This window comes from Ruegeria sp. HKCCA0235A, from assembly GCF_013033235.1.
In the GTDB taxonomy this organism is placed as follows: Bacteria; Pseudomonadota; Alphaproteobacteria; order Rhodobacterales; family Rhodobacteraceae; genus Ruegeria.
Genome location: NZ_WQDQ01000006.1, coordinates 30,746 through 50,181 on the forward strand (window position 1 = coordinate 30,746; position 19,436 = coordinate 50,181).

General features: G+C 59.2%; 19 protein-coding genes. 10 read left to right on the top strand and 9 right to left on the bottom strand.

All coding sequences use genetic code 11. The features are described from left to right. Positions 1–104: 104 nt before the first annotated feature. Positions 105–578: a 50S ribosomal protein L15 gene (rplO, locus tag GOW56_RS11720; protein WP_152456906.1), complete on the bottom strand. Its 474-nt coding sequence runs from the start codon at positions 576–578 to the stop codon at positions 105–107. Between the two features lie 309 nt (positions 579–887). Between rplO and GOW56_RS11725 the strand changes: the two genes are divergently transcribed. From GOW56_RS11725 to GOW56_RS11740, 4 genes are all read left to right on the top strand, one after another. After that, positions 888–1,922: a fatty acid desaturase gene (locus GOW56_RS11725; protein ID WP_171206001.1), complete on the top strand. Its 1,035-nt coding sequence runs from the start codon at positions 888–890 to the stop codon at positions 1,920–1,922. Between the two features lie 299 nt (positions 1,923–2,221). Next, on the top strand, positions 2,222–2,413 hold the full coding sequence (locus tag GOW56_RS11730; protein WP_171206002.1) for a hypothetical protein: 192 nt from the start codon (positions 2,222–2,224) through the stop codon (positions 2,411–2,413). A 123-nt stretch (positions 2,414–2,536) separates the two neighbouring features. Beyond that, on the top strand, positions 2,537–2,743 hold the full coding sequence (locus GOW56_RS11735; RefSeq protein ID WP_152456904.1) for a cold-shock protein: 207 nt from the start codon (positions 2,537–2,539) through the stop codon (positions 2,741–2,743). A 163-nt stretch (positions 2,744–2,906) separates the two neighbouring features. After that, positions 2,907–3,461, top strand: a complete 555-nt coding sequence (locus GOW56_RS11740; protein WP_171206003.1) for a L,D-transpeptidase — start codon at positions 2,907–2,909, stop codon at positions 3,459–3,461. Positions 3,462–3,479: 18 nt separating this feature from the next. On the opposite strand, the gene GOW56_RS11745 is transcribed toward GOW56_RS11740, so the two are convergent. Continuing rightward, positions 3,480–4,106: an arylesterase gene (locus GOW56_RS11745; RefSeq protein WP_171206145.1), complete on the bottom strand. Its 627-nt coding sequence runs from the start codon at positions 4,104–4,106 to the stop codon at positions 3,480–3,482. 66 nt (positions 4,107–4,172) lie between these two features. Between GOW56_RS11745 and GOW56_RS11750 the strand changes: the two genes are divergently transcribed. Beyond that, positions 4,173–4,868: an ABC transporter ATP-binding protein gene (locus GOW56_RS11750; RefSeq protein ID WP_171171056.1), complete on the top strand. Its 696-nt coding sequence runs from the start codon at positions 4,173–4,175 to the stop codon at positions 4,866–4,868. Next, a complete protein-coding gene (locus GOW56_RS11755) occupies positions 4,865–7,393 on the top strand; it encodes an ABC transporter permease (protein WP_171206004.1) in 2,529 nt (842 codons plus the stop codon). Before GOW56_RS11750 ends, GOW56_RS11755 begins: the two co-directional genes overlap by 4 nt. Positions 7,394–7,395: 2 nt before the next feature. On the opposite strand, the gene GOW56_RS11760 is transcribed toward GOW56_RS11755, so the two are convergent. Then, positions 7,396–7,842 (bottom strand): Rrf2 family transcriptional regulator, encoded by a 447-nt coding sequence (locus GOW56_RS11760; protein ID WP_170346430.1) that lies wholly within the window; start codon positions 7,840–7,842, stop codon positions 7,396–7,398. Between the two features lie 93 nt (positions 7,843–7,935). On the opposite strand from GOW56_RS11760, the gene GOW56_RS11765 reads away from it, so the two are divergent. Then, on the top strand, positions 7,936–8,505 hold the full coding sequence (locus GOW56_RS11765) for a gamma-glutamylcyclotransferase family protein (RefSeq protein ID WP_171206005.1): 570 nt from the start codon (positions 7,936–7,938) through the stop codon (positions 8,503–8,505). Between the two features lie 53 nt (positions 8,506–8,558). Here the strand turns inward: GOW56_RS11765 and gltX are convergent, their stop codons facing one another. Beyond that, positions 8,559–9,884, bottom strand: a complete 1,326-nt coding sequence (gene gltX / locus GOW56_RS11770; RefSeq protein WP_171119648.1) for a glutamate--tRNA ligase — start codon at positions 9,882–9,884, stop codon at positions 8,559–8,561. Between the two features lie 75 nt (positions 9,885–9,959). Beyond that, on the bottom strand, positions 9,960–10,394 hold the full coding sequence (locus tag GOW56_RS11775) for a DUF1801 domain-containing protein (protein ID WP_171206006.1): 435 nt from the start codon (positions 10,392–10,394) through the stop codon (positions 9,960–9,962). Between the two features lie 116 nt (positions 10,395–10,510). On the opposite strand from GOW56_RS11775, the gene GOW56_RS11780 reads away from it, so the two are divergent. Beyond that, positions 10,511–11,443: an MBL fold metallo-hydrolase gene (locus GOW56_RS11780; protein WP_171206007.1), complete on the top strand. Its 933-nt coding sequence runs from the start codon at positions 10,511–10,513 to the stop codon at positions 11,441–11,443. Between the two features lie 4 nt (positions 11,444–11,447). Here the strand turns inward: GOW56_RS11780 and GOW56_RS11785 are convergent, their stop codons facing one another. From GOW56_RS11785 to GOW56_RS11795, 3 genes are all read right to left on the bottom strand, one after another. Then, a complete protein-coding gene (locus tag GOW56_RS11785) occupies positions 11,448–12,779 on the bottom strand; it encodes an FAD-binding oxidoreductase (protein WP_171206008.1) in 1,332 nt (443 codons plus the stop codon). Between the two features lie 137 nt (positions 12,780–12,916). Further along, positions 12,917–13,141, bottom strand: coding sequence for a hypothetical protein (locus GOW56_RS11790; RefSeq protein WP_254447215.1), 225 nt, complete (start codon positions 13,139–13,141; stop codon positions 12,917–12,919). Positions 13,142–13,452: 311 nt separating this feature from the next. Then, a complete protein-coding gene (locus GOW56_RS11795) occupies positions 13,453–15,111 on the bottom strand; it encodes an NAD+ synthase (RefSeq protein ID WP_171206009.1) in 1,659 nt (552 codons plus the stop codon). A 153-nt stretch (positions 15,112–15,264) separates the two neighbouring features. On the opposite strand from GOW56_RS11795, the gene GOW56_RS11800 reads away from it, so the two are divergent. After that, positions 15,265–16,746 carry a 2-isopropylmalate synthase gene (locus GOW56_RS11800; RefSeq protein ID WP_171206010.1) on the top strand — a complete coding sequence of 494 codons (1,482 nt, stop codon included), beginning with the start codon at positions 15,265–15,267 and terminating at the stop codon, positions 16,744–16,746. A gap of 4 nt (positions 16,747–16,750) precedes the next feature. Here the strand turns inward: GOW56_RS11800 and GOW56_RS11805 are convergent, their stop codons facing one another. Further along, the gene (locus GOW56_RS11805) at positions 16,751–17,416 is read right to left on the bottom strand and encodes an SDR family NAD(P)-dependent oxidoreductase (RefSeq protein WP_171206011.1); all 666 of its coding nucleotides are present in this window, start codon (positions 17,414–17,416) and stop codon (positions 16,751–16,753) included. 288 nt (positions 17,417–17,704) lie between these two features. On the opposite strand from GOW56_RS11805, the gene GOW56_RS11810 reads away from it, so the two are divergent. Next, positions 17,705–19,273: a 2-isopropylmalate synthase gene (locus tag GOW56_RS11810; protein WP_171119655.1), complete on the top strand. Its 1,569-nt coding sequence runs from the start codon at positions 17,705–17,707 to the stop codon at positions 19,271–19,273. Positions 19,274–19,436: the final 163 nt, after the last annotated feature.

Consider the following 19,436-nt stretch of genomic DNA (forward strand, 5'->3'; position numbering starts at 1 on the left):
GGTCTCTCTTATGCAAACGCCGCCCGGAACCGTTTTCCGGCTCGGACGGCGTCTTGGAAAACTCTGAGGTCTATGTAAGCGGGTCTTTGCCCGCTCACAAGCGATTACTCTGCCGCAGCAGCTTTTGTGACCTTCAGTGAACCGCCCGCTTTCTCGACTGCCTCGACGGCAGATTTCGAAGCACCGGTCACTTCCAGGTTCACCTTGGCGCTGATTTCGCCTTTGGCCAGAACGCGGATACCGTCCAGCTTGCGGCGCACCAGACCGGACGCAACCAGAGCGTCTTCGGTGATCGCAGCCGAAGCGTCCAGCTTGCCGGCGTCGACGAATTTCTGGATCAGACCCAGATTGATAACGGCGAATTCCTTGCGGTTCGGCTTGTTGAAGCCGCGCTTGGGCAAACGCTGGTACAATGGCATCTGGCCGCCTTCGTAGCCATTGATGGCCACACCCGAACGGGATTTCTGGCCTTTGATACCACGGCCACCCATTTTACCTTTGCCGGAACCCGGACCACGGCCAACGCGGGTGCGTTTCGGGCTGGCGCCTGGATTGTCGCGCAGTTCGTTCAGTTTCATGTCGCTTCTCCTAAGCCGGATATGACCCCGAAGCGTGATGGGCCAAACACGGCATTTCTTGGTTTTGATTCTCGTGGCGGAAAGCCACCGCAGGCGTATAGGCCCGATAACCGCACTTGACAAGCCTGTAGATTGCCTTGCGCCGCGGGATGCCGGCATGAGGTCTTGAGCCCAGTGTTACGCAAAGGGCACCTCTGCCGGCCTTTGACCGAAAAGTGACCGTGAAATGCAGCAACTTTTGCAAAAACCGCTTGCTATGTCGGGGTGGTCGTCTATCCGGTGGCCAGCAAACACTTGACTGGCAGGCGTATGACTGAACCCTCTCTCTCGCTCCGCGACAAGCCGGAGACCACCGCCGCACGTGACTGGGTAACAACGCTTGCCAAATATCGCGAACCGGACCAAATGCGCAGCGCTTTTGAGCTGGGTGTAAGCATTATCCCCTTTATCGGACTGTGGGCATTGTCCTGGATGTCACTTTCAGTCAGCTATTGGCTGGCCTTTGTGATTTCCGCCCTCAATGCGGCCTTTCTGTTGCGCTTGTTTGCCATCCAGCATGATTGCGGGCACGGCGCATTCTTCAAAAACCGGGCCGTCAGCGACTGGATCGGGCGCGGCATCGGAGTTCTGACACTGACACCATATGATGTCTGGCGCCGCACGCATTCCACGCATCACAACAGTTCCGGCAACCTGGACAAGCGCGGGATGGGCGATGTCCACACCCTGACCGTGGCGGAATACCGCGCCAAAACATCACTGAACAGGTTCTGGTACCGCGTGTACCGGAACCCGATCACTCTGTTCGTGCTTGGCCCCGGTTATCTGTTTCTGTTTCAAAACCGCCTTCCGCTGGGCCTGACAGACAGCGTCAGGTTCTGGGTCAGCGCGATGGCGACCAATCTTGCCATTCTGATTGCCCTTGTGGCCATCTACTATTTTGGCGGGCTGATGCCGATGTTGCTGATCTTTCTGCCGTCGACTCTGATTGCCGCAACGGCCGGAGTTTGGCTGTTTTATGTACAACACCAGTTCGAGAACACGCATTGGGACGCCGATGCAGACTGGCAACTGCATGAAGCAGCGCTGCACGGAAGTTCGCACTATATCCTGCCCTCAGTGTTGCAATGGTTCAGCGCCAATATCGGCATCCACCATGTACACCACCTCTACAGCCGCATTCCGTTCTACCGCCTGACCGAGGTGCTGCGCGATCATGAAGAACTGGCAAACAGCAACCGGATGACCATCCGGGAAAGCCTCGCCAATGCGCGGCTTCACCTGTGGGACGAGAAGAACCGTCGCCTGTTGTCCTTCGCCGAAGCCCGCGCACTTTATGGGTAACAGGCATGCCTAGCGCTTTCGTTTCTGGAATCGCAGCGCGTGCCTTGCGTCAACGGCAGGCGTGTGGCGCGGGACAGCCTCCATCCATCGCGACGACTTTCTCGGGCGCGATTTTGACAAAGAATGCGCGCGTCACAAACCGGTATTCTGCCGGTGCAAACGCAGGCGCGACTAAGGTGCCTTCATCCCGATCGTGACTGGCTTGATCGCCCACGCCTGAACAGGAAAGCGATCGCGATTGGCGCCAACCGTATCGCGACCTGCATTGCTGCGAAAAGGGCGCGTGACCATCTGCCGACATGAACACCACTCTGCACGGTTTCTGTGATGACCAAATGCAGCCGTTCAACCTGTTCGTCGATTCTGGGCAAGGCTGCGGCACCTTGAAAGAATACGCGGCCCCCGGGCATGTGGGCACGGCGGAAATCGCTCATACCCATGCACAAACCCAACAAAATCCCTTGTCACACCCCCGCCCCGATGCCATATGAAAAGAGCTTACGTTTATCTATTCGACCTACTGTCTCCTTCATCGGCAGTCAGTCTATCGATACAGACCGACGACGCCAGGCTGCCGCAACTCCGTGGGCAGCACTCAAACAGGAGACACGGATATGCCAGCAGGCACCGTAAAATGGTTCAACACCACCAAAGGCTTCGGCTTCATCGCACCGGAAGAGGGCGGCAAAGATGTATTCGTACACATCTCGGCTGTCGAACGTTCGGGCCTGACCGGTCTGGCCGACAACCAGAAAGTCACGTACGAGCTGCGCGCCGGTCGTGACGGCCGCGAAAGCGCCGACAGCATCCAGCTGGCCTGAGCTTGATTTCGGGTGAGGGGATCCCCCTCGCCCCTTTCCCGCCACCACCTCGGGTGGCAGGCAGGACACATCACGTCCACGTGATGTCTGCCCTAGAATTGACCAAATATCGTATCATGATGAAATTGGTTTCAGTTTCTTTGGTCATTCGACGAGGGTTTCGATGTTTACACGCCGTGTTTTTCTGGCCGGAACAGCAGCAAGCATGTTGCCGGGCATCGCCCGCGCCAAAAAGGCGGTCGAGTATGATCCGACACCGCAATTCGTGCGCATCAAGAAACAGTTTGTACCAGGTCAGCTGCTGGTCGCGCCCCGGTCGTTCTATCTTTACTTCGTCACGGAACCTCGCAAGGCGATCCGCTATGGATGCGGCGTCGGAAAAGCGGGGTTGGAGTTTACCGGCACGGCCACCATCGATGTGAAAAAGGAATGGCCGACCTGGCGCCCGACCGATGAGATGATCGAACGTGATCCCGTCGCTTACGCCAAATTCAAGGACAATGACTATGTCCAACCCGGCGGCGGAGATAACCCGCTGGGCGCGCGCGCGCTGTATCTGTTCCAGAACGGTGTCGATACCTATTTCCGCATCCACGGCACGACGCAGCCGCAGACCATTGGCCGGGCGGTGTCCAACGGGTGCATACGAATGCTGAACGAGCATGTGATCGATTTGTACAACCGGGTCCCGATCGGAACCGTTGTCACGGTCGTCTAGGTGCCCATGGATGGGCGCCTATTCCGCTCGACCCGCCTGATCAACCAGCTTCAGAACGGACGGCCCCAGTGATTCAACGATCTTTGCCACCCCATCCGCGTTTGGATGTATTCCGTCCGGCTGCATGAACTGCGATACCGCACCGGGGTCGCCCTCGGCCGCAAGACCTTCAAAGAAACTGGCGGCGAAGAGGACGTCGAACTCATTTGCCAGGTCTGGGTACATTCCGTCGAAAGCTTGCTTGTAATCGGCCCCGTAGTTGCCCGGCGCCTGCATACCGATCAGCAGAACCGGTACATTCGTGCCCCGCGCCACGTCCAGGATCCTGCGCAGATTGGCCTTTGATACGGCAGGGTCGATCCCCCGCAGCAGGTCGTTGCCGCCAAGGGCAACGATCATGCCATCCACATCCGGTGTCAGGGTCCAGTCCACACGTGCGGCCCCACCCGCCGTCGTGTCACCCGAAACGCCTGCGTTGATGACGCGGACATCCGCGCCCTGCGTCTGCAACCAGCGTTCAAGCTGTGGAACAAACCCGCTTTCCTCCACCAGCCCATAGCCCTGAGTCAGCGAGTCCCCTAAAGCCGCAATCACCACTTGTTCGGCTGTGGCCGCAAAACCGCACCACGTGAAAAGGCCTGCCATCAAAGCCTTGCGCAACGTGGTGATCGCTCCATATCCCAAAAGACCGCTCCTTTTTCGGGTAGACCCATGACGACTGCTGTTCTCGCCCTCCAAGATGCCTCTTTGTCCCTGGATGGCAATGCCGGGCGGGTCGATATTCTGCACGACATCACTTTGACTGTGAACAAAGGCGAGACGCTGGGGCTTATCGGGCCTTCTGGCTCGGGCAAGTCTTCGCTGCTGATGTTGATGGCGGGGTTGGAGCAGGCGACGCACGGTCAAATCATGGCGCTGGGTCAAGACCTGACCGACATGGATGAGGACGCTCTGGCCCGGTTTCGGCGCGACAGTATGGGGGTGGTGTTTCAGAACTTCCACCTGATCCCGACGATGACCGCGCTTGAAAACGTGGCAACCCCACTGGAACTGGCAGGGCACAAGGATGCGTTCGACCGGGCCAAGCAAGAGCTGGACGCCGTTGGCCTGTCGCACCGTCGCGATCATTACCCGGCGCAACTGTCGGGCGGAGAACAACAGCGTGTTGCCTTGGCACGAGCATCTGCACCGCGTCCCAAAATCCTGTTGGCTGATGAACCGACCGGGAATCTGGACGAAACCAACGGGGCCGCAATTGTTGATTTGCTGTTTGGTCTGCGCCGGAAATACGATGCAACCCTGATTCTGGTGACCCACAGCCATTCATTGGCCGAAAGATGTGATCGGGTCGTTCGGTTGCGTGACGGCAGGATCGCCGAAGAGACCCGGCAGGAGGCCGCGGAATGAGCCTGCGGATGGCCGGGCGGCTCGCCCGCCGCGAGCTACGCGGAGGCCTGAGCGGTTTTCGGATCTTTCTGGCCTGTTTGGCGTTGGGGGTCGCCGCCATCGCAGCCGTCGGGTCGGTGCGGCAAGCCATACAGGCTGGGCTTGCGCAAGAAGGGGCCTCGCTGTTGGGGGGCGATGCCGAACTTGAATTCACCTATCGTTTTGCCGATGAGGCAGAGCGCTCCTGGATGCAACAGACATCCGTCCAGATGTCCGAGGTTGTTGATTTCCGCTCGATGGCCGTTGTGCCCGGCGCGACAGGTCCGGAACGAGCGCTGACTCAGGTCAAGTCGGTCGACAACGCGTACCCACTTGTCGGCTCGGTACGGCTGGAACCCGAGATCCCGCTGGAAAACGCCCTGAACGGCAGTTCCGGCTTGCCCGGGGCCGTGATGGAACCTGTGCTGATGGACCGGCTTGGGTTGTCCGTCGGTGATCGGTTTTCACTTGGGACGCAAGAGTTCATCCTGACGGCTGCCTTGCTGGACGAGCCCGACAGCGCGGCGGATGGGTTTGGCCTTGGGCCGCGCACTCTGGTGCGAACCAAGGCGTTGCAGGCGTCCGGTCTGCTGGAACCCGGAACACTGTTTTCAACAAAGTACAGGATGATCCTGCCCCGGAACGCAGATCTTTCGGATGTATCCGCAAGGGCTGACGCGGCATTCGAAGGCACGGGAATGCGCTGGACGGATGCACGCAACGGTGCCCCCGGGATATCCGAGTTCGTCAATCGCCTGAGTGCATTTCTTGTCCTTGTCGGGCTGTCCGGGCTTGCCGTCGGCGGCATCGGCGTTTCTGCCGCCGTGCGTGCTTATCTGGCGCAGAAGACAGAAACGGTTGCGACTCTGCGTACCTTGGGGGCCGATCGCGCCACCATTTTTCAAACCTACATGATTCAAATTGGCGTTCTGTCCGTCTTCGGGATCGCGATCGGCCTGACGCTGGGTGGATTGGCGCCGCTTGTTCTGGCCCCGCTGCTGGAAAGCCAATTGCCGGTTCCAGCAGTGTTTTCCCTTTATCCACAGCCGCTGATCGAGGCAGCAATATACGGTCTGCTCACAGCGTTCCTGTTCACCCTTTGGCCATTGGCCCGCACCGAAGATGTGCGCGCCGCGACGTTGTTTCGCGACGCGCTGAGCTCGGCCCGCCCCTTTCCACGTCTGATTTACGTCGTGGCAACCGGTGCCGGGCTGTTGTTGCTGATCGCCCTGGCATCATGGTTCAGCGGCTCGACGTGGCTTACTGTCTGGACCGGCGGCGGGCTTGTCGGTGCACTGGCGCTGTTGGCCCTCGCCGCTTATGCCATTCGCAAACTGGCCCGGGCTGGGACTTCGTTGGCCCGCGGGCGACCCACAGTCAGATGGGCGTTGTCGGCCATCTCGGACCCACGCGAAGGTGCAGGATCTGTGGTTCTGTCACTGGGGCTGGGCCTGTCGGTGCTGGCTGCAGTCGGGCAGATCGACGGGACCCTGCGCAACGCCATTTCGGGCAACCTGCCGGATGTTGCGCCGTCGTACTTCTTTGTGGACATCCAGAAAGATCAAATGCTCGGCTTCACCGAACGCCTGCAAAACGACCCCGCGGTCAGCCGCATTGAAAGCGCGCCGATGTTGCGCGGGATCATCACGCAGATCAACGGCCAGCCCGCTCGGGACGTGGCCGGAGGTCACTGGGTGCTGGAAGGGGATCGCGGCGTGACCTATTCGGTTCAACCGCCGCTGAACGCACGCCTGACCGCAGGGGAATGGTGGGCCGAAGATTACGCAGGTGCACCCCAGGTCAGCTTTGCCGCAGAAGAAGCCGAAGAGATGGGCCTGAACCTGGGCGACCAACTGACCGTCAATATCCTGGGGCGAGACATCACGGCAGAGCTGACGTCCCTGCGCGAGGTGGATTTCTCTACCGCGGGAATGGGCTTTGTCATGTCGATGAACCCCTCTGCGCTGGCTGGTGCGCCGCACAGCTTTATCGCGACGGTCTATGCCGAAGAACAGGCCGAGGCGGCCATCCTGCGGGATCTTGCAGGCCAGTTCCCCAATATCACGGCCATCCGGGTGCGCGACGCCATTGATCGTGTCTCGGGCCTGCTGGCAGGCATCGCCGCAGCAACCTCGTACGGTGCAGGAGTATCGCTGCTGACCGGATTTCTGGTTCTGATCGGCGCTGCGGCGGCAGGCGAACCTGCCCGCAGATACGAAGCAGCGATCCTCAGGACATTGGGTGCAGATCGTGGCCGTATCCTGCGCAGCTTCGGCCTGCGATCCGTTCTGCTTGGGACCGCTGCGGGTTGCGTCGCGCTGTTCGTTGGCATTCTGGGCGGCTGGGCCGTTGCCACCTACATCTTCGACACAGAGTTCACGGTCATCTGGTCATCGGCCTTCGGCATCGTACTGGCCGGGATAGGCGTCACGTTATGTGCTGGGCTGGCATTTGCCCTGCGTCCACTTTCGGTGCGTCCGGCGCGCATATTGCGAGCGAGCGATTGAAATCAGCGCACGCAGGCCACGGGCTGCAAGAGCCTCAGCAGCGGATCATTGTCACATACCAGCGCATCCAGTGTAACATCGTCCAGGGACGCATAGAACACCTCTGCCGCGTCCTGAAGCGCAAGCCTCAGCCGGCAGGCATCCGTAAGAGGGCACGTGTTGTCCGCGTCGGCGAAACACTCGGCAATAGGCAAAGCCCCTTCAACATGCCGGAACACCGCACCGATGCGGATCTGATCCGCGGGGCGCGCCAGCGACATGCCACCGTTTCGACCGCGCTGCGTGCTCAGATAGTTCAGCTGGCTCAGCTGATTGATCACCTGCGCCAGATGGTTTTCCGAAATGTTGCACACTTCGGCGATTTCGGATTTCGTGACCAGCCTGTCCGGGTGAGCTGCGCAATACATCAACAGGCGCACAGCGATATTCGTCCTTTTGGTAATCCGCATGAGGGCCTCCCTAAATTCAAGATGCAACCTTATTGCATGTCCGGGAAAAAAGCGGTTTGACATACATCAATCGACCCAAAGGACACTTCTTGGATGGCCGACCCCTATTTCTTTGGCTATGGCAGCCTCGTGAACCTCGCGACGCATGATTTCCCCGATCCGCGCCCCGCGCGACTGAAGGGTTGGCGGCGGGCCTGGCGGCATACCGATCTGCGACCCGTGGCGTTTCTGACTGCCGTGCCCGACCCGAAGTCGGAGATCGAAGGCATGATTGCGCATGTTCCCAATAATGACTGGGCCGCGCTGGATGAACGGGAATGGGCGTATGACCGAATTCCCGCAACGCAGTCGGTTTCACATCCCCTGACGCACGACGTCGAAATAGCTGTCTACGCCGTCCCGCAGGATCGGCACAGCCAGCCCAGCAATCACCACCCGTTGCTGCTCAGCTATATCGATGTTGTCGTGCAGGGTTACTTGCGGGCATTCGGCGAAGACGGCGCGGATCGATTCTTTGAGACGACAACAGGCTGGGATGCCCCGATCCTGAATGATCGCGCCGAACCGCGTTATCCACGCCATCAGCAACTCAAACCTGTCGAACGTGATTTTGTCGATGACCGCCTGACAAGTTTATCGGTGCTGTTCGTACAGCCGGCGTAACAAAAAAAGGGCCACGCCGATGACGTGGCCCAGAAAATTGGTGTGCCACCACGTTAGCCGCGCGCGCGGATCACCTGTAGCAACGGCATCAGCGCAGCCATTTCCGGGCCGCGCTCCATGCCGGTCAACGCTTTGCGCAGTGGCATGAACAGGCCTTTGCCCTTGCGACCGGTTGCCTCTTTCACGGCCTTGGTCCAGGTGCCCCACGTGTCACCATCGAACGGTCCTTCGGGCAGCAACGCCATCGCCTGGGCAATAAATTCCCGATCTTCATCGGCGATCAGGGGATCGGCCCCGTCACGGCACAGCTCCCACCAGCCCTTGAGATCGGCCAGGGTGGTGATGTTTTCGCGGGCCATGGCCCAGAAAGGTTCTGCCAATTCATCGGGAACACCGGCATCCGCAACGGCACTGGCCACCTCGGACAGCGGCAGCGATTGCAAATGCCTGGCGGTCAGCGGGAACAGGTCCTGTACATCGAACTTGGTCGGCGCGGCGCCAAACCGGTTTACATCGAACCCTTCGATCAGCTCGGCCATTTCCGAGCGCAGCTCAACCGGATCAGACGAGCCCAGTCGCGCCATAAGGCTCAGCAATGCCATCGGTTGCACACCCTGTTCGCGAAGATCGCGCAAGGCCAGCGTGCCCAGCCGTTTCGACAATGCCTCGCCCTGCGGACCAGTCAGCAGAGAATGGTGCGCAAAGCGCGGACAACGCCCGCCCAGCGCCTCGATGATCTGGATCTGCGTCGCCGTGTTGGTCACATGGTCCGAACCCCGTACAACATCCGTCACGCCCATTTCAGTATCATCCACAACCGACGCAATCGTATAGAGAACCTGACCATCGCCACGGATCAGAACCGGATCGGAAACCGAAGCCGCATCAATCGAGATGTCGCCAAGAATGCCGTCATTCCATTCGATACGTTCATGATCCAGCTTGAAGCGCCAGACGCCGTTGCCACGTTCGGCGCGCAGCTTCTCTTTCTCGGCCTCGGACAGGTTCAGCGCAGCGCGGTCATAGACCGGCGGCTTGCCCATGTTCAGTTGCTTCTTGCGTTTCAGATCCAGCTCGGTCGGCGTTTCGAACGCTTCGTACAAACGACCCATCGCGCGCAGCTTGTCGGCCGCTTCGGCATAGCGGTCCAGACGGTCCGACTGACGCTCGACCCGGTCCCAATGCAAACCCAGCCATTCCAGGTCCTGCTTGATGGCATCGACATATTCTTCTTTCGACCGCTCGGGGTCGGTATCATCGATGCGCAGGATAAACGTACCGCCTGCCTTGCGGGCAATCAGATAGTTCATCAGGGCGGTGCGCAGGTTGCCCACATGGATGTAACCGGTGGGCGACGGGGCGAAACGGGTGGTTGTCATGGGTGTCTCCTGTTGGCGCGGCTCTTGTCACATGGGGGCGTTTTTGTCCAGCCGCCGCTTGATCCATCAGGTGATTCAGAAAGGTTTCACCGGCCACACCCTGTCGAGGTCGTCCAGTCCGGCGCGAATGAGTTCGCGCAAAACGCCCGTGTCGATATCCGCCAGTTTGTTGACGTAAAGACAGGACTTGCCCAACTTGTGCTTTCCCAATCTGGCCATGAGATCCGCAAAATCTGCGTAACCCGGCATGATGTAAATCACCAAAGCTGATTTGCGCGGCGAAAAACCGGTTGCCAGAAAGACCCCTTCACGACCCGATTTGTAGCGATAGTGGTAGCGGCCGTACCCGACGATCGACGGGCCCCACATGACCGGGCTAAACCCGGTGGTGGCGCGAAACAATTTGTCAAGCTGGTGCGCGTCTTCAGCACGGCGCGCCGGTTGAACCGTTCTCAGGAAATTCTCGACGCTTTGATCTGTCGGAACTGTCTTGTTGTCTGATCGCGCCATGAACAAAAATTAACACGTAATATTCATCCATGCACCCCATCTGAATGGCGTATACACTGGCAACAGACTCTCGACGCCCTAACTGCAACAATGATGTCCTGACAGGGAGAACGAAGATGACAATAAAACTTACACGCCGCGCCGCTTTGGGAACTGCCGCCGCCTTGCCGTTTGCAACCGCAGCTGCACCGGTTCTGGCCGCAAGCCCGGAAACCAAAGCAAACTCGACCATCGCCAAGTCATTTCATGTTGGCGACTTCACGGTCACGACCCTGCTGGATGGCAGCTTTCCACGCGACGGAGCCAAAGAGATTTTTGGGGACGGTGCGACGGACGAAGAATTCGCCAAGGTTTCGGCTGAGAACTTCATTCCCGCAGACGTCGCACAGTTTTTCTTTACCCCCTCACTGGTCAACACAGGCTCAGAGCTGGTTCTGTTTGATACCGGTCTGGGGCAAGGTGGCATACAGGCCGCGCTGGCAGATGCGGGTGTAACCCCGGATCAGATCGATGTGGTCGTGATAACGCATATGCACCCTGACCATATCGGTGGCATGACCACCGAAGGCGCGCCCACCTTCGCCAATGCGCGCTACGTGACGGCTTCTCCGGAATATGATTTCTGGGCTGCGCAGGACGCAGGCAATCGCGTGGGCGATCTGGTCGCTGAAAAAGTCACACCACTGGCCGAGAAAATGACCTTTGTCGAAGACGGGGGCGAGGTTGCCTCGGGCATTACCGCGGTTGCCGCTTATGGCCATACACCGGGCCACACGGTCTATCATCTGGAAAGCAACGGGCAACGTCTGGTGCTGACGGCGGATCTGGCCAACCACTATGTCTGGTCTTTCGCTCATCCCGAATGGGAAGTCCGGTTTGACATGGACAAGGCCGCAGCAACTGCCGCGCGCCGCAATGTCCTTGGCATGCTGGCTGCCGACAAAGTGCCTATGGTCGGCTATCACATGCCTTTCCCCGGTGCAGGCTATGTTGAGGCACGCGGAGAAGGCTTCCGCTTTGTCCCGGTCAGCTACCAGATGATGGGTTAGGCTGTCAGTACCCCGGATCCGGTCGCACTTTTGAACCGTCGCTGAACCGCGACAGGCGAAAGGCAGCCGGGTCCACGCAAGGCACTGTTTCTGAAACCAGATCAGCCATCAGCCGCCCCGCCCCGGGTCCGATCCCAAAACCATGGCCTGAAAACCCGGTGGCAATGTACATTCCCGGCAGATCATCCACACCCGAGATGACGGGAATGGCATCCGGCGTCACATCGATCATACCTGCCCAGCTTTGTACGATCTCGCCCGTTTGCACAGCGGGATATCCCTTGCATGCACTGGCCCAGGCGCGTCGCAACGTTTTTTGCGACGGCTCAGGGTCCAGGATCCGGCACTTTTCGAATGGTGTCACATCGGTTGGCAGCCATCTCCGGTCCTGTTTTGCTTCGATCGTCCAGCGTTTGGACAGGCGAAAGCGCAGAGATTTCCACTCCTGCACAAATGCCGGCAGGAACTGCATCGCCAATCGAAAACTGTCTGGCACGATGTCAACGGTATTCTCATGACCGGACGCAATTGTGTAACCGCCATCGGCCCGCTTTCGGATCGCAAAATCATCCGACCACAACGCCGCCTCAGGCCCCTCTGCGATGGGGGATGTGCGCAGGACCGTATTCAGAACTTTCAGCTGCGGCAGTTCGATCCCCGCATTGCCTGCAAACAGGCGCGACCACGCGCCCCCGGCCAGAACGACGCGCCCGCTGGCAACTCTGCCGCGTTCGGTGAAGACACCGGCGATACGTCCAGCCTGAACGTCCACGCTGCGCACGGCGCAATTCGTCATGATCACCGCGCCCCGAGCCCGCGCAGCTTCGGCAATGGCGGGGGCTGTCCACTGTGGTTCTGCACGACCATCCTGCGGCATGTACAGCGCTGTTTCAAAGCCCGTTTGGTTGCCGCGCAAAAGGTCTGCCAACTCACCGCCCGAAACCATCCGCGCGCCGGTCTGCAAACCCTCCACGTGGTACAGCCAACGCTCCATGTTCCCCGCATCCCGCTTGCCCGATGCGCCAAAAAGGATACCGGATCGGGTATAACCTGTCTTGCGGTCCAGCCGGTCATCCAGCGTCTGCCAGATGCGCAACGATTCCTGCATCAGGGGTATCTCTCTTGGGTCCCGCATCCCAAGACGGACCCACCCCCAATTGCGAGAACTCTGTTCGGCGGCAATCTGCCCTTTTTCGCACAAAAGAACCGAGGCACCCCGCTCGGCCAGTTCCAACGCGGTTGAAACGCCGATGATTCCGCCGCCGATGACCACGACATCAACGGTTTTGGGCAGGGCAAGATCAGGTTCTACAGGAGTCGGTTTGGGCGCGGTCATCGATAGGCCTTACTCTGTCACTTGGACCGTTATGGAGACCAAGAGACAAAGCATAGGCAATACAAACCGTCACCGCGACCACGCGAATTTTGGCATCTGTGACCCAGACGCCCGAGGCTATGATTGCGGGCCGAAGGTTACGCTGCGCCGGACAGTTCCGCCCATTTCTGACGCAAGATCGAGGACAACCGGTTTTCCTTCAGCGCAGCTTGCGCAGACACATCTTCCTGTGGAAGCAATTGCGGAAACTCTGGCCGCAACATCGCCACTCTCTGATCTTCCGACTGCCGCTGCTCATTCAACAAATCGGCAATTGCTGCATCCAGCTTTTCTTCATCCAATTCTTGCGGCGGAGATTCCATCGTACGCCACTTCAAAGGCGCATGAAGCGATCTTTCATAATCCTCGTACATTTTAACACCAAACCATTCACTCAGACATCCAACCCCGGATACGCTGCGTTCGTCACATTTAGCCTTCGCCATCAACGGCAATGCGTCGCATCCGCCCCACATTGGGCAACTTCCAAGCAAAAATGTGTCAGAAAAATGTCACCCAAGCAAGCCAGGGATGGCCTTTTTCGCCCGGTTGCACGGGCTTTGCCCCTCGATCAGGGAACAATGCAAAGCACCGAAACTTCACTGTTTCCGATCTGACGAGTTTGGCTTCGATTTCAGTGACGATCACGCCAGCGATTTACGATCGGGTACCGCCGGTCCAGCCAGAATGCCCGCTTACTCAAGCGCGTGCCCGGAGCGGACTGGAATCGTTTGTACTCGCTGATATAGATCAGGTGCTCGACCTTTCGCGCGTCCGCCTCGTCAAATCCGGCGGCGACGCAATCCGCGATGGAGCCATCCTGATCGACCAGAATGTCAAGTATCGCGTCCAGCACGGGATAGTCCGGCAGACTGTCACTGTCTTTCTGATCTTCGCGCAGTTCGGCGCTGGGGGGTTTGTCAATGACGGACGGGCGAATGACCTCTCCGTCAGGCCCCATCATCCAGTCTCGATGATTGGCGTTGCGCCAGCGGCAGGTTTCGAACACGCGGGTCTTGTACAGATCCTTGATCGGGTTGTAGCCGCCATTCATGTCGCCATAGATCGTGGCATAGCCCACCGCAACCTCGGACTTGTTGCCGGTGGTCAACAGCATTTCACCAAACTTGTTCGAGATCGCCATCAGCAAAAGCCCGCGCAGGCGCGACTGAATGTTCTCCTCGGTCAAGCCTTCGTCCAACCCCGCAAATAGCGGAGCGAGCGTGTTGGTGACGGCAGCCCGGCTTTCCGAAATCGGCACATGGTCATAGTGCACACCCAGCGCCTTGGCGACGGCCTCGGCATCGTCCAATGACGCTTGGCTGGTGTATTCCGACGGCAACATCACGCAGCGAACATTGTCGGCCCCGATGGCATCCACCGCGATGGTCGCCACCAAGGCGGAATCGATCCCTCCGGACAGTCCCAGAAGTGCCTTTTTGAAACCGGTCTTGCCAAAATAGTCCCGCAGGGACTGCACCATCGCGCGATAATCCTGCTCCCACACATCCGGCTGGGGCACGATTTCTGCCGGCACAATGCGCCAGCCATCATCGCCGCGCTCAAGATCCACCTGAGAAACCACTTCGTCGAATACCGGCATCCGGAAGGCCAACTCTCCGCCCGGGTTGAGACCGAAGCTGGCGCCGTCAAAGACCTGATCGTCCTGCCCGCCGACCATGTTCAGGTAGATCAGCGGCAGGCCCGTTTCGACCACGCGCGCGACCATATGGTTCAGACGTACATCGTATTTGTTCCGAAAATAGGGCGACCCATTGGGGATCAGCAGAAACTCGGCACCGGTTTCCTCAAGCGTTTCCGCCACATCCGGGTGCCAGCCATCCTCGCAGATGGGGCTGCCGATCCGGAAGTTGCCAACCGAATACGGACCGCCCAGAGGACCCGCATCATACAGGCGCACTTCGTCGAAAACAGTCTCATTCGGCAGGTGGTGCTTCAGAACCTTGCTGGTGATCCGCCCCCGCTTCAGGATCAGATAGGCATTGTACAACTTGCCATCATCGACCCACGGACCACCCAGGGCAATCGCGGGCCCATCGGCGCATTTCGCCGCCAGAGACTCGACCGCATCCATGGCCGCGCGATGAAACACCGGCTTCAGCACCAGATCCTGCGTGTTGTATCCGGTGATGAACATCTCGGGGAACGCCACCAGATCGGCCCCCGCCGCCTTGCCCTGTTCCCACGCGGAAACGACCTTGGTCGCATTGCCGTCGATATCCCCTAAGGTCGGGTTCAGTTGCGCCAGAGTGATGCGGAAACGGTCGGCCATGCTGCCCTCTTGCCTCGTCAGTCCTATTGCCATTTAGCAGATCATCGCGCGAGTAAAAGGCCAATGCGGCAAAACCCGTTGCCCTGCCCGCGACGGTACCCTAGTTTTGCGCCCAGGGATGCAACCAACGATGATCCGGCAGGCAGGACCAAAATGAACGTGATCCGAAACTCAATTGGGGCTGTGGCCATGAGCCTGGCAGCTGCGACCGCTTTTGCACAGGACGGCACGATTATCGTCAAGGATGACGAAGTGGGCGGCGTCTACGAGGGCACTTATGAGAATGGCCTGCGCCACGGGACGGGTACGTATCGGCTGCCCAACGGGTTCGAATACACCGGCCAGTGGGTGGAAGGCGAAATTCAGGGCCAGGGCGTCACCAAGTACCCGGATGGATCGGTTTATGAAGGCGCGTTCGTCAAAGGTCAGCCGGAAGGGCGCGGCAAGATCGTTTACGCCAATGGCAGCAGCTATGATGGAGAATGGTCCAACGGATCCATCAACGGCACGGGCGTCGCTGAATTTGCCAATGGCTCGCGATATGAGGGTGAGTTCAGGAACGCACAACGGCACGGCAAGGGCAAACTGACCTTTCCCGACGGATATGTCTACGATGGCGACTGGGTGGACGGTCAGCGGCAAGGCAAGGCCACGATCACCTATGCCGATGGCAGCGTTTACGAAGGCGATGTCAACGCCGGCTTGCGCGATGGCACGGGCACCCAGACAATGCCTGACGGAATGGTATACGAAGGCGAATGGACGCAGGACCAGATCACCGGGACAGGTCGCCTGACCTATGCCAATGGCGATGTTTATGAAGGCGAGCTTGTGCAGGGGCGCCGTCAGGGCAAAGGCAAAGTAACTCACGCGTCAGGGGACGTCTACGAGGGCGATTTTGTCGATGATCGCCGCCATGGCACAGGCACGTTCACCGGAACCGATGGTTTTGTGTACACCGGCGACTGGAACCAGGGTCAGATAGAAGGCCTGGGTGAGCTGACCTATCCCGACGGTTCGGTCTATGTGGGCGATTTCGTGGCCGATCTGGCGGAAGGAAACGGCCGCATCACCTATCCCGACGGCTCCACTTACGAGGGTGAGTGGATCGCCGGCGTCATCGAAGGCCAGGGTACGGCGACCTATGCCACCGGCATGATCTATAAGGGTCAGTTCAAAAACGCGCAAAGCCACGGCAAGGGTGTGATGACCCGCGCGGACGGTTCGATATATGACGGAGACTGGGTCAACGGGGTTCGTCAGGGAAAAGGTAAGGCGACATACTCTGACGGCACGGTCTACACCGGGGACTTCGTGAACGGAAAGCGTCACGGCAAAGGAGAAATCGTGACCCGTGCCGGGTTCAAGTATGTCGGCGACTGGTCCGAAGGCAAAATCAACGGCGAAGGCATAGCGACCTATTCGAACGGCGACGTCTATGAGGGCAACTTTGTCGACAACAAAAGGCAGGGCAGCGGAACCATGCGCTATGCCAACGGGCAAGAAGAAACCGGTATCTGGGAAAACGGTGTTTTGCCAAATCAAACCCTGGACCAGCAGGGCGGCGTAGACGCTCCGGCACAGCAGACAGACCCGGACTCAGAGACGGCACAGCCAGATCCGTCTGGCGAATGATCGCTCACCAGGGAACTGGTTTTCCGGCCCAGTCAAAGAACCCACCGGTATCCGCCGGGCGCAACCCGCCGATCACGGACATCAGGTTGCGCGCGGCTTCACCGGGTTCAACGGCAGGATGCCGTCCCAGATATTTCCGAGTAAACTCTGTCTTGACCGTGCCGGGATGCAGCGCAACACATATCGCCTGTTTATGGGTCCGGGCCAATTCAATTGCCGAAGTATGGACGATTTGATTGACCGCGGCCTTGGCCGCGCGGTAGCTGATCCAGCCGCCCATCCGATTGTCGCCAATGGACCCGACCCGCGCGGACAATACAGCAAATACGGAACGCCGATATCGCGGCAACAACTGATGGGCCCGGCTTAGCACCAACGCCGGACCAACGGCATTCAGAGCAAACTGGTCCATCATTGCCCTTGCCGAAACAGATCGAATGGTCTTTTCGGGCGCATTGCCTGAAATTTCCAGCGCCCCGGAAGCGACGAGAACAAGATCGAACGGGCCCGATAGGCGATCAAGCATCCGGCTTGCTCGATCTGGCTCCATCAGATCGAACCCCTCGACAGAGCGCGAGAGGCACGTCACCGCAACGCCCTGTGCCTCCAATTGCTCGCGTACGGCCGCACCAATCCCGCCGGACGCACCAATGATCAAAGCAGTATCCATCTGCGACCAGCTAGCGGCATGGACGGATCAATCAAGGGACGGGAATTTCCAACCCCGTACACCGCAACTTGTCGAAAATTGGTTCTTTTCATTCCCGGCGGCGTCTGTATAACCTCAAACCCATGATCAACTGCGCAGATATCCCTTTTGCCAAAGCCGCCCCTCACGGCGCGGTTCTGCGTGGCCTACTGATCCTAATCCGCCTCTGAGCGTGCCATCCGGCGCGCCCGCTCAGAGGAGGACGCCAGCGCGCCAACAGGCTTTAGGACAGACAAGAAAGAGATTCCCATGACCAACGTGACCGACCAAGACCGCGTCTTGATCTTTGATACCACTTTGCGCGACGGCGAGCAGAGCCCCGGCGCGACCATGACCCATGACGAAAAGCTCGAGATTGCCGAACTGTTGGATGACATGGGCGTCGACATCATCGAAGCGGGTTTTCCGATCGCATCCGAAGGTGACTTCAAAGCGGTGTCCGAGATCGCACAACGATCGAAAAACAGCCGCATCTGCGGTCTGGCCCGCGCCAATTTCGCCGATATCGACCGCTGCTGGGAGGCGGTCAAACACGCGGAACAGAACCGCATTCACACATTCATCGGCACCTCTCCGCTGCACCGCGCCATTCCGAACCTGACACAGGACGAGATGGCTGACAAAATTCACGAAACGGTCAGCCACGCGCGCAACCTGTGCGAAAACGTGCAGTGGTCGCCGATGGACGCGACCCGGACCGAGTGGGATTACCTGTGCCGCGTCATCGAAATCGCGATCAAGGCCGGGGCAACCACCATCAACATCCCCGACACCGTGGGATATACTGCGCCTCTGGAATCCGCTGACCTGATCAAACGCCTGATCGAAACGGTTCCGGGCGCAGATGAGGTGATCTTCGCCACCCATTGTCACAACGACCTCGGCATGGCGACAGCGAATTCGCTGGCGGCGGTCATCGGTGGCGCACGCCAGATCGAATGCACCATCAACGGCCTGGGCGAACGCGCTGGCAACACCGCCCTGGAAGAGGTCGTAATGGCTATGCGCACGCGCAATGACATCATGCCCTTCCACACCGGGATCGACACGACCAAGATCATGCATATCTCGCGCCGGGTCGCTACGGTGTCGGGCTTCAACGTTCAGTTCAACAAGGCCATCGTCGGCAAGAACGCGTTTGCCCACGAAAGCGGCATCCATCAGGACGGCATGCTCAAGAACCGCGACAATTTCGAGATCATGCGCCCCGAGGATATCGGCCTGTCGGGCACATCCCTGCCTCTGGGCAAGCACTCGGGCCGCGCGGCTCTGCGCGACAAACTGGAAACGCTGGGCTTTGAAGTTGGCGACAATCAACTCAAAGACATCTTCGTGCGGTTCAAGGATCTGGCGGATCGCAAGAAAGAAGTGTTCGACGACGATCTCATTGCGCTGATGACGTTGGACGAGGCGGACGACTATCTGCAATTGGTGTCGATGAAAGTCACCTGCGGCACCGGCGGGCAGGCGGAATCGACGGTTGAGCTGGAAGTCGACGGCAAGGACGTCATCGCAACTGAACATGGCGACGGGCCGGTAGACGCGACCTTCAAGGCAATCCGTGCGATTCACCCCAACACGGCCCGTTTGCAGCTGTATCAGGTTCATGCGGTGACCGAAGGCACCGATGCGCAGGCCACGGTTTCGGTCAGGCTGGAAGAAGATGGCATGATCGCCACGGGTCAGTCGGCGAACACGGATACCGTCGTGGCTTCGGCCAAAGCCTATATCCACGCGCTGAACCGCCTGATCGTGCGCCGGGAAAAGACCGGCCCGGGCGCGGATGCCCGCGAAATCAGCTACAAAGACCTGACCTGATCCAAAGTGGCGCGGTGAGGGGCTCCCGCACCTGCGGTTGCCCGGCTGCGCCGAGCACCCTTGCAGCTTTGGGCCCGGCAGCGCGCCTGCGGCGCGCTGCCGGGCCCAACATGCTTGACGGCATCTCTGATGCAGGCAAACAGGGCAGGAGTATCGGTTGCAT

Coding starts and splice junctions, on each gene's coding strand:
- rplO (WP_152456906.1), bottom strand. CDS start 578: ATGAAACTGAACGAACTGCGCGACAATCCAGGCGCCAGCCCGAAACGC.
- GOW56_RS11725 (WP_171206001.1), top strand. CDS start 888: ATGACTGAACCCTCTCTCTCGCTCCGCGACAAGCCGGAGACCACCGCC.
- GOW56_RS11730 (WP_171206002.1), top strand. CDS start 2,222: ATGAACACCACTCTGCACGGTTTCTGTGATGACCAAATGCAGCCGTTC.
- GOW56_RS11735 (WP_152456904.1), top strand. CDS start 2,537: ATGCCAGCAGGCACCGTAAAATGGTTCAACACCACCAAAGGCTTCGGC.
- GOW56_RS11740 (WP_171206003.1), top strand. CDS start 2,907: ATGTTTACACGCCGTGTTTTTCTGGCCGGAACAGCAGCAAGCATGTTG.
- GOW56_RS11745 (WP_171206145.1), bottom strand. CDS start 4,106: ATGGCAGGCCTTTTCACGTGGTGCGGTTTTGCGGCCACAGCCGAACAA.
- GOW56_RS11750 (WP_171171056.1), top strand. CDS start 4,173: ATGACGACTGCTGTTCTCGCCCTCCAAGATGCCTCTTTGTCCCTGGAT.
- GOW56_RS11755 (WP_171206004.1), top strand. CDS start 4,865: ATGAGCCTGCGGATGGCCGGGCGGCTCGCCCGCCGCGAGCTACGCGGA.
- GOW56_RS11760 (WP_170346430.1), bottom strand. CDS start 7,842: ATGCGGATTACCAAAAGGACGAATATCGCTGTGCGCCTGTTGATGTAT.
- GOW56_RS11765 (WP_171206005.1), top strand. CDS start 7,936: ATGGCCGACCCCTATTTCTTTGGCTATGGCAGCCTCGTGAACCTCGCG.
- gltX (WP_171119648.1), bottom strand. CDS start 9,884: ATGACAACCACCCGTTTCGCCCCGTCGCCCACCGGTTACATCCATGTG.
- GOW56_RS11775 (WP_171206006.1), bottom strand. CDS start 10,394: ATGGCGCGATCAGACAACAAGACAGTTCCGACAGATCAAAGCGTCGAG.
- GOW56_RS11780 (WP_171206007.1), top strand. CDS start 10,511: ATGACAATAAAACTTACACGCCGCGCCGCTTTGGGAACTGCCGCCGCC.
- GOW56_RS11785 (WP_171206008.1), bottom strand. CDS start 12,779: ATGACCGCGCCCAAACCGACTCCTGTAGAACCTGATCTTGCCCTGCCC.
- GOW56_RS11790 (WP_254447215.1), bottom strand. CDS start 13,141: ATGGAATCTCCGCCGCAAGAATTGGATGAAGAAAAGCTGGATGCAGCA.
- GOW56_RS11795 (WP_171206009.1), bottom strand. CDS start 15,111: ATGGCCGACCGTTTCCGCATCACTCTGGCGCAACTGAACCCGACCTTA.
- GOW56_RS11800 (WP_171206010.1), top strand. CDS start 15,265: ATGAACGTGATCCGAAACTCAATTGGGGCTGTGGCCATGAGCCTGGCA.
- GOW56_RS11805 (WP_171206011.1), bottom strand. CDS start 17,416: ATGGATACTGCTTTGATCATTGGTGCGTCCGGCGGGATTGGTGCGGCC.
- GOW56_RS11810 (WP_171119655.1), top strand. CDS start 17,705: ATGACCAACGTGACCGACCAAGACCGCGTCTTGATCTTTGATACCACT.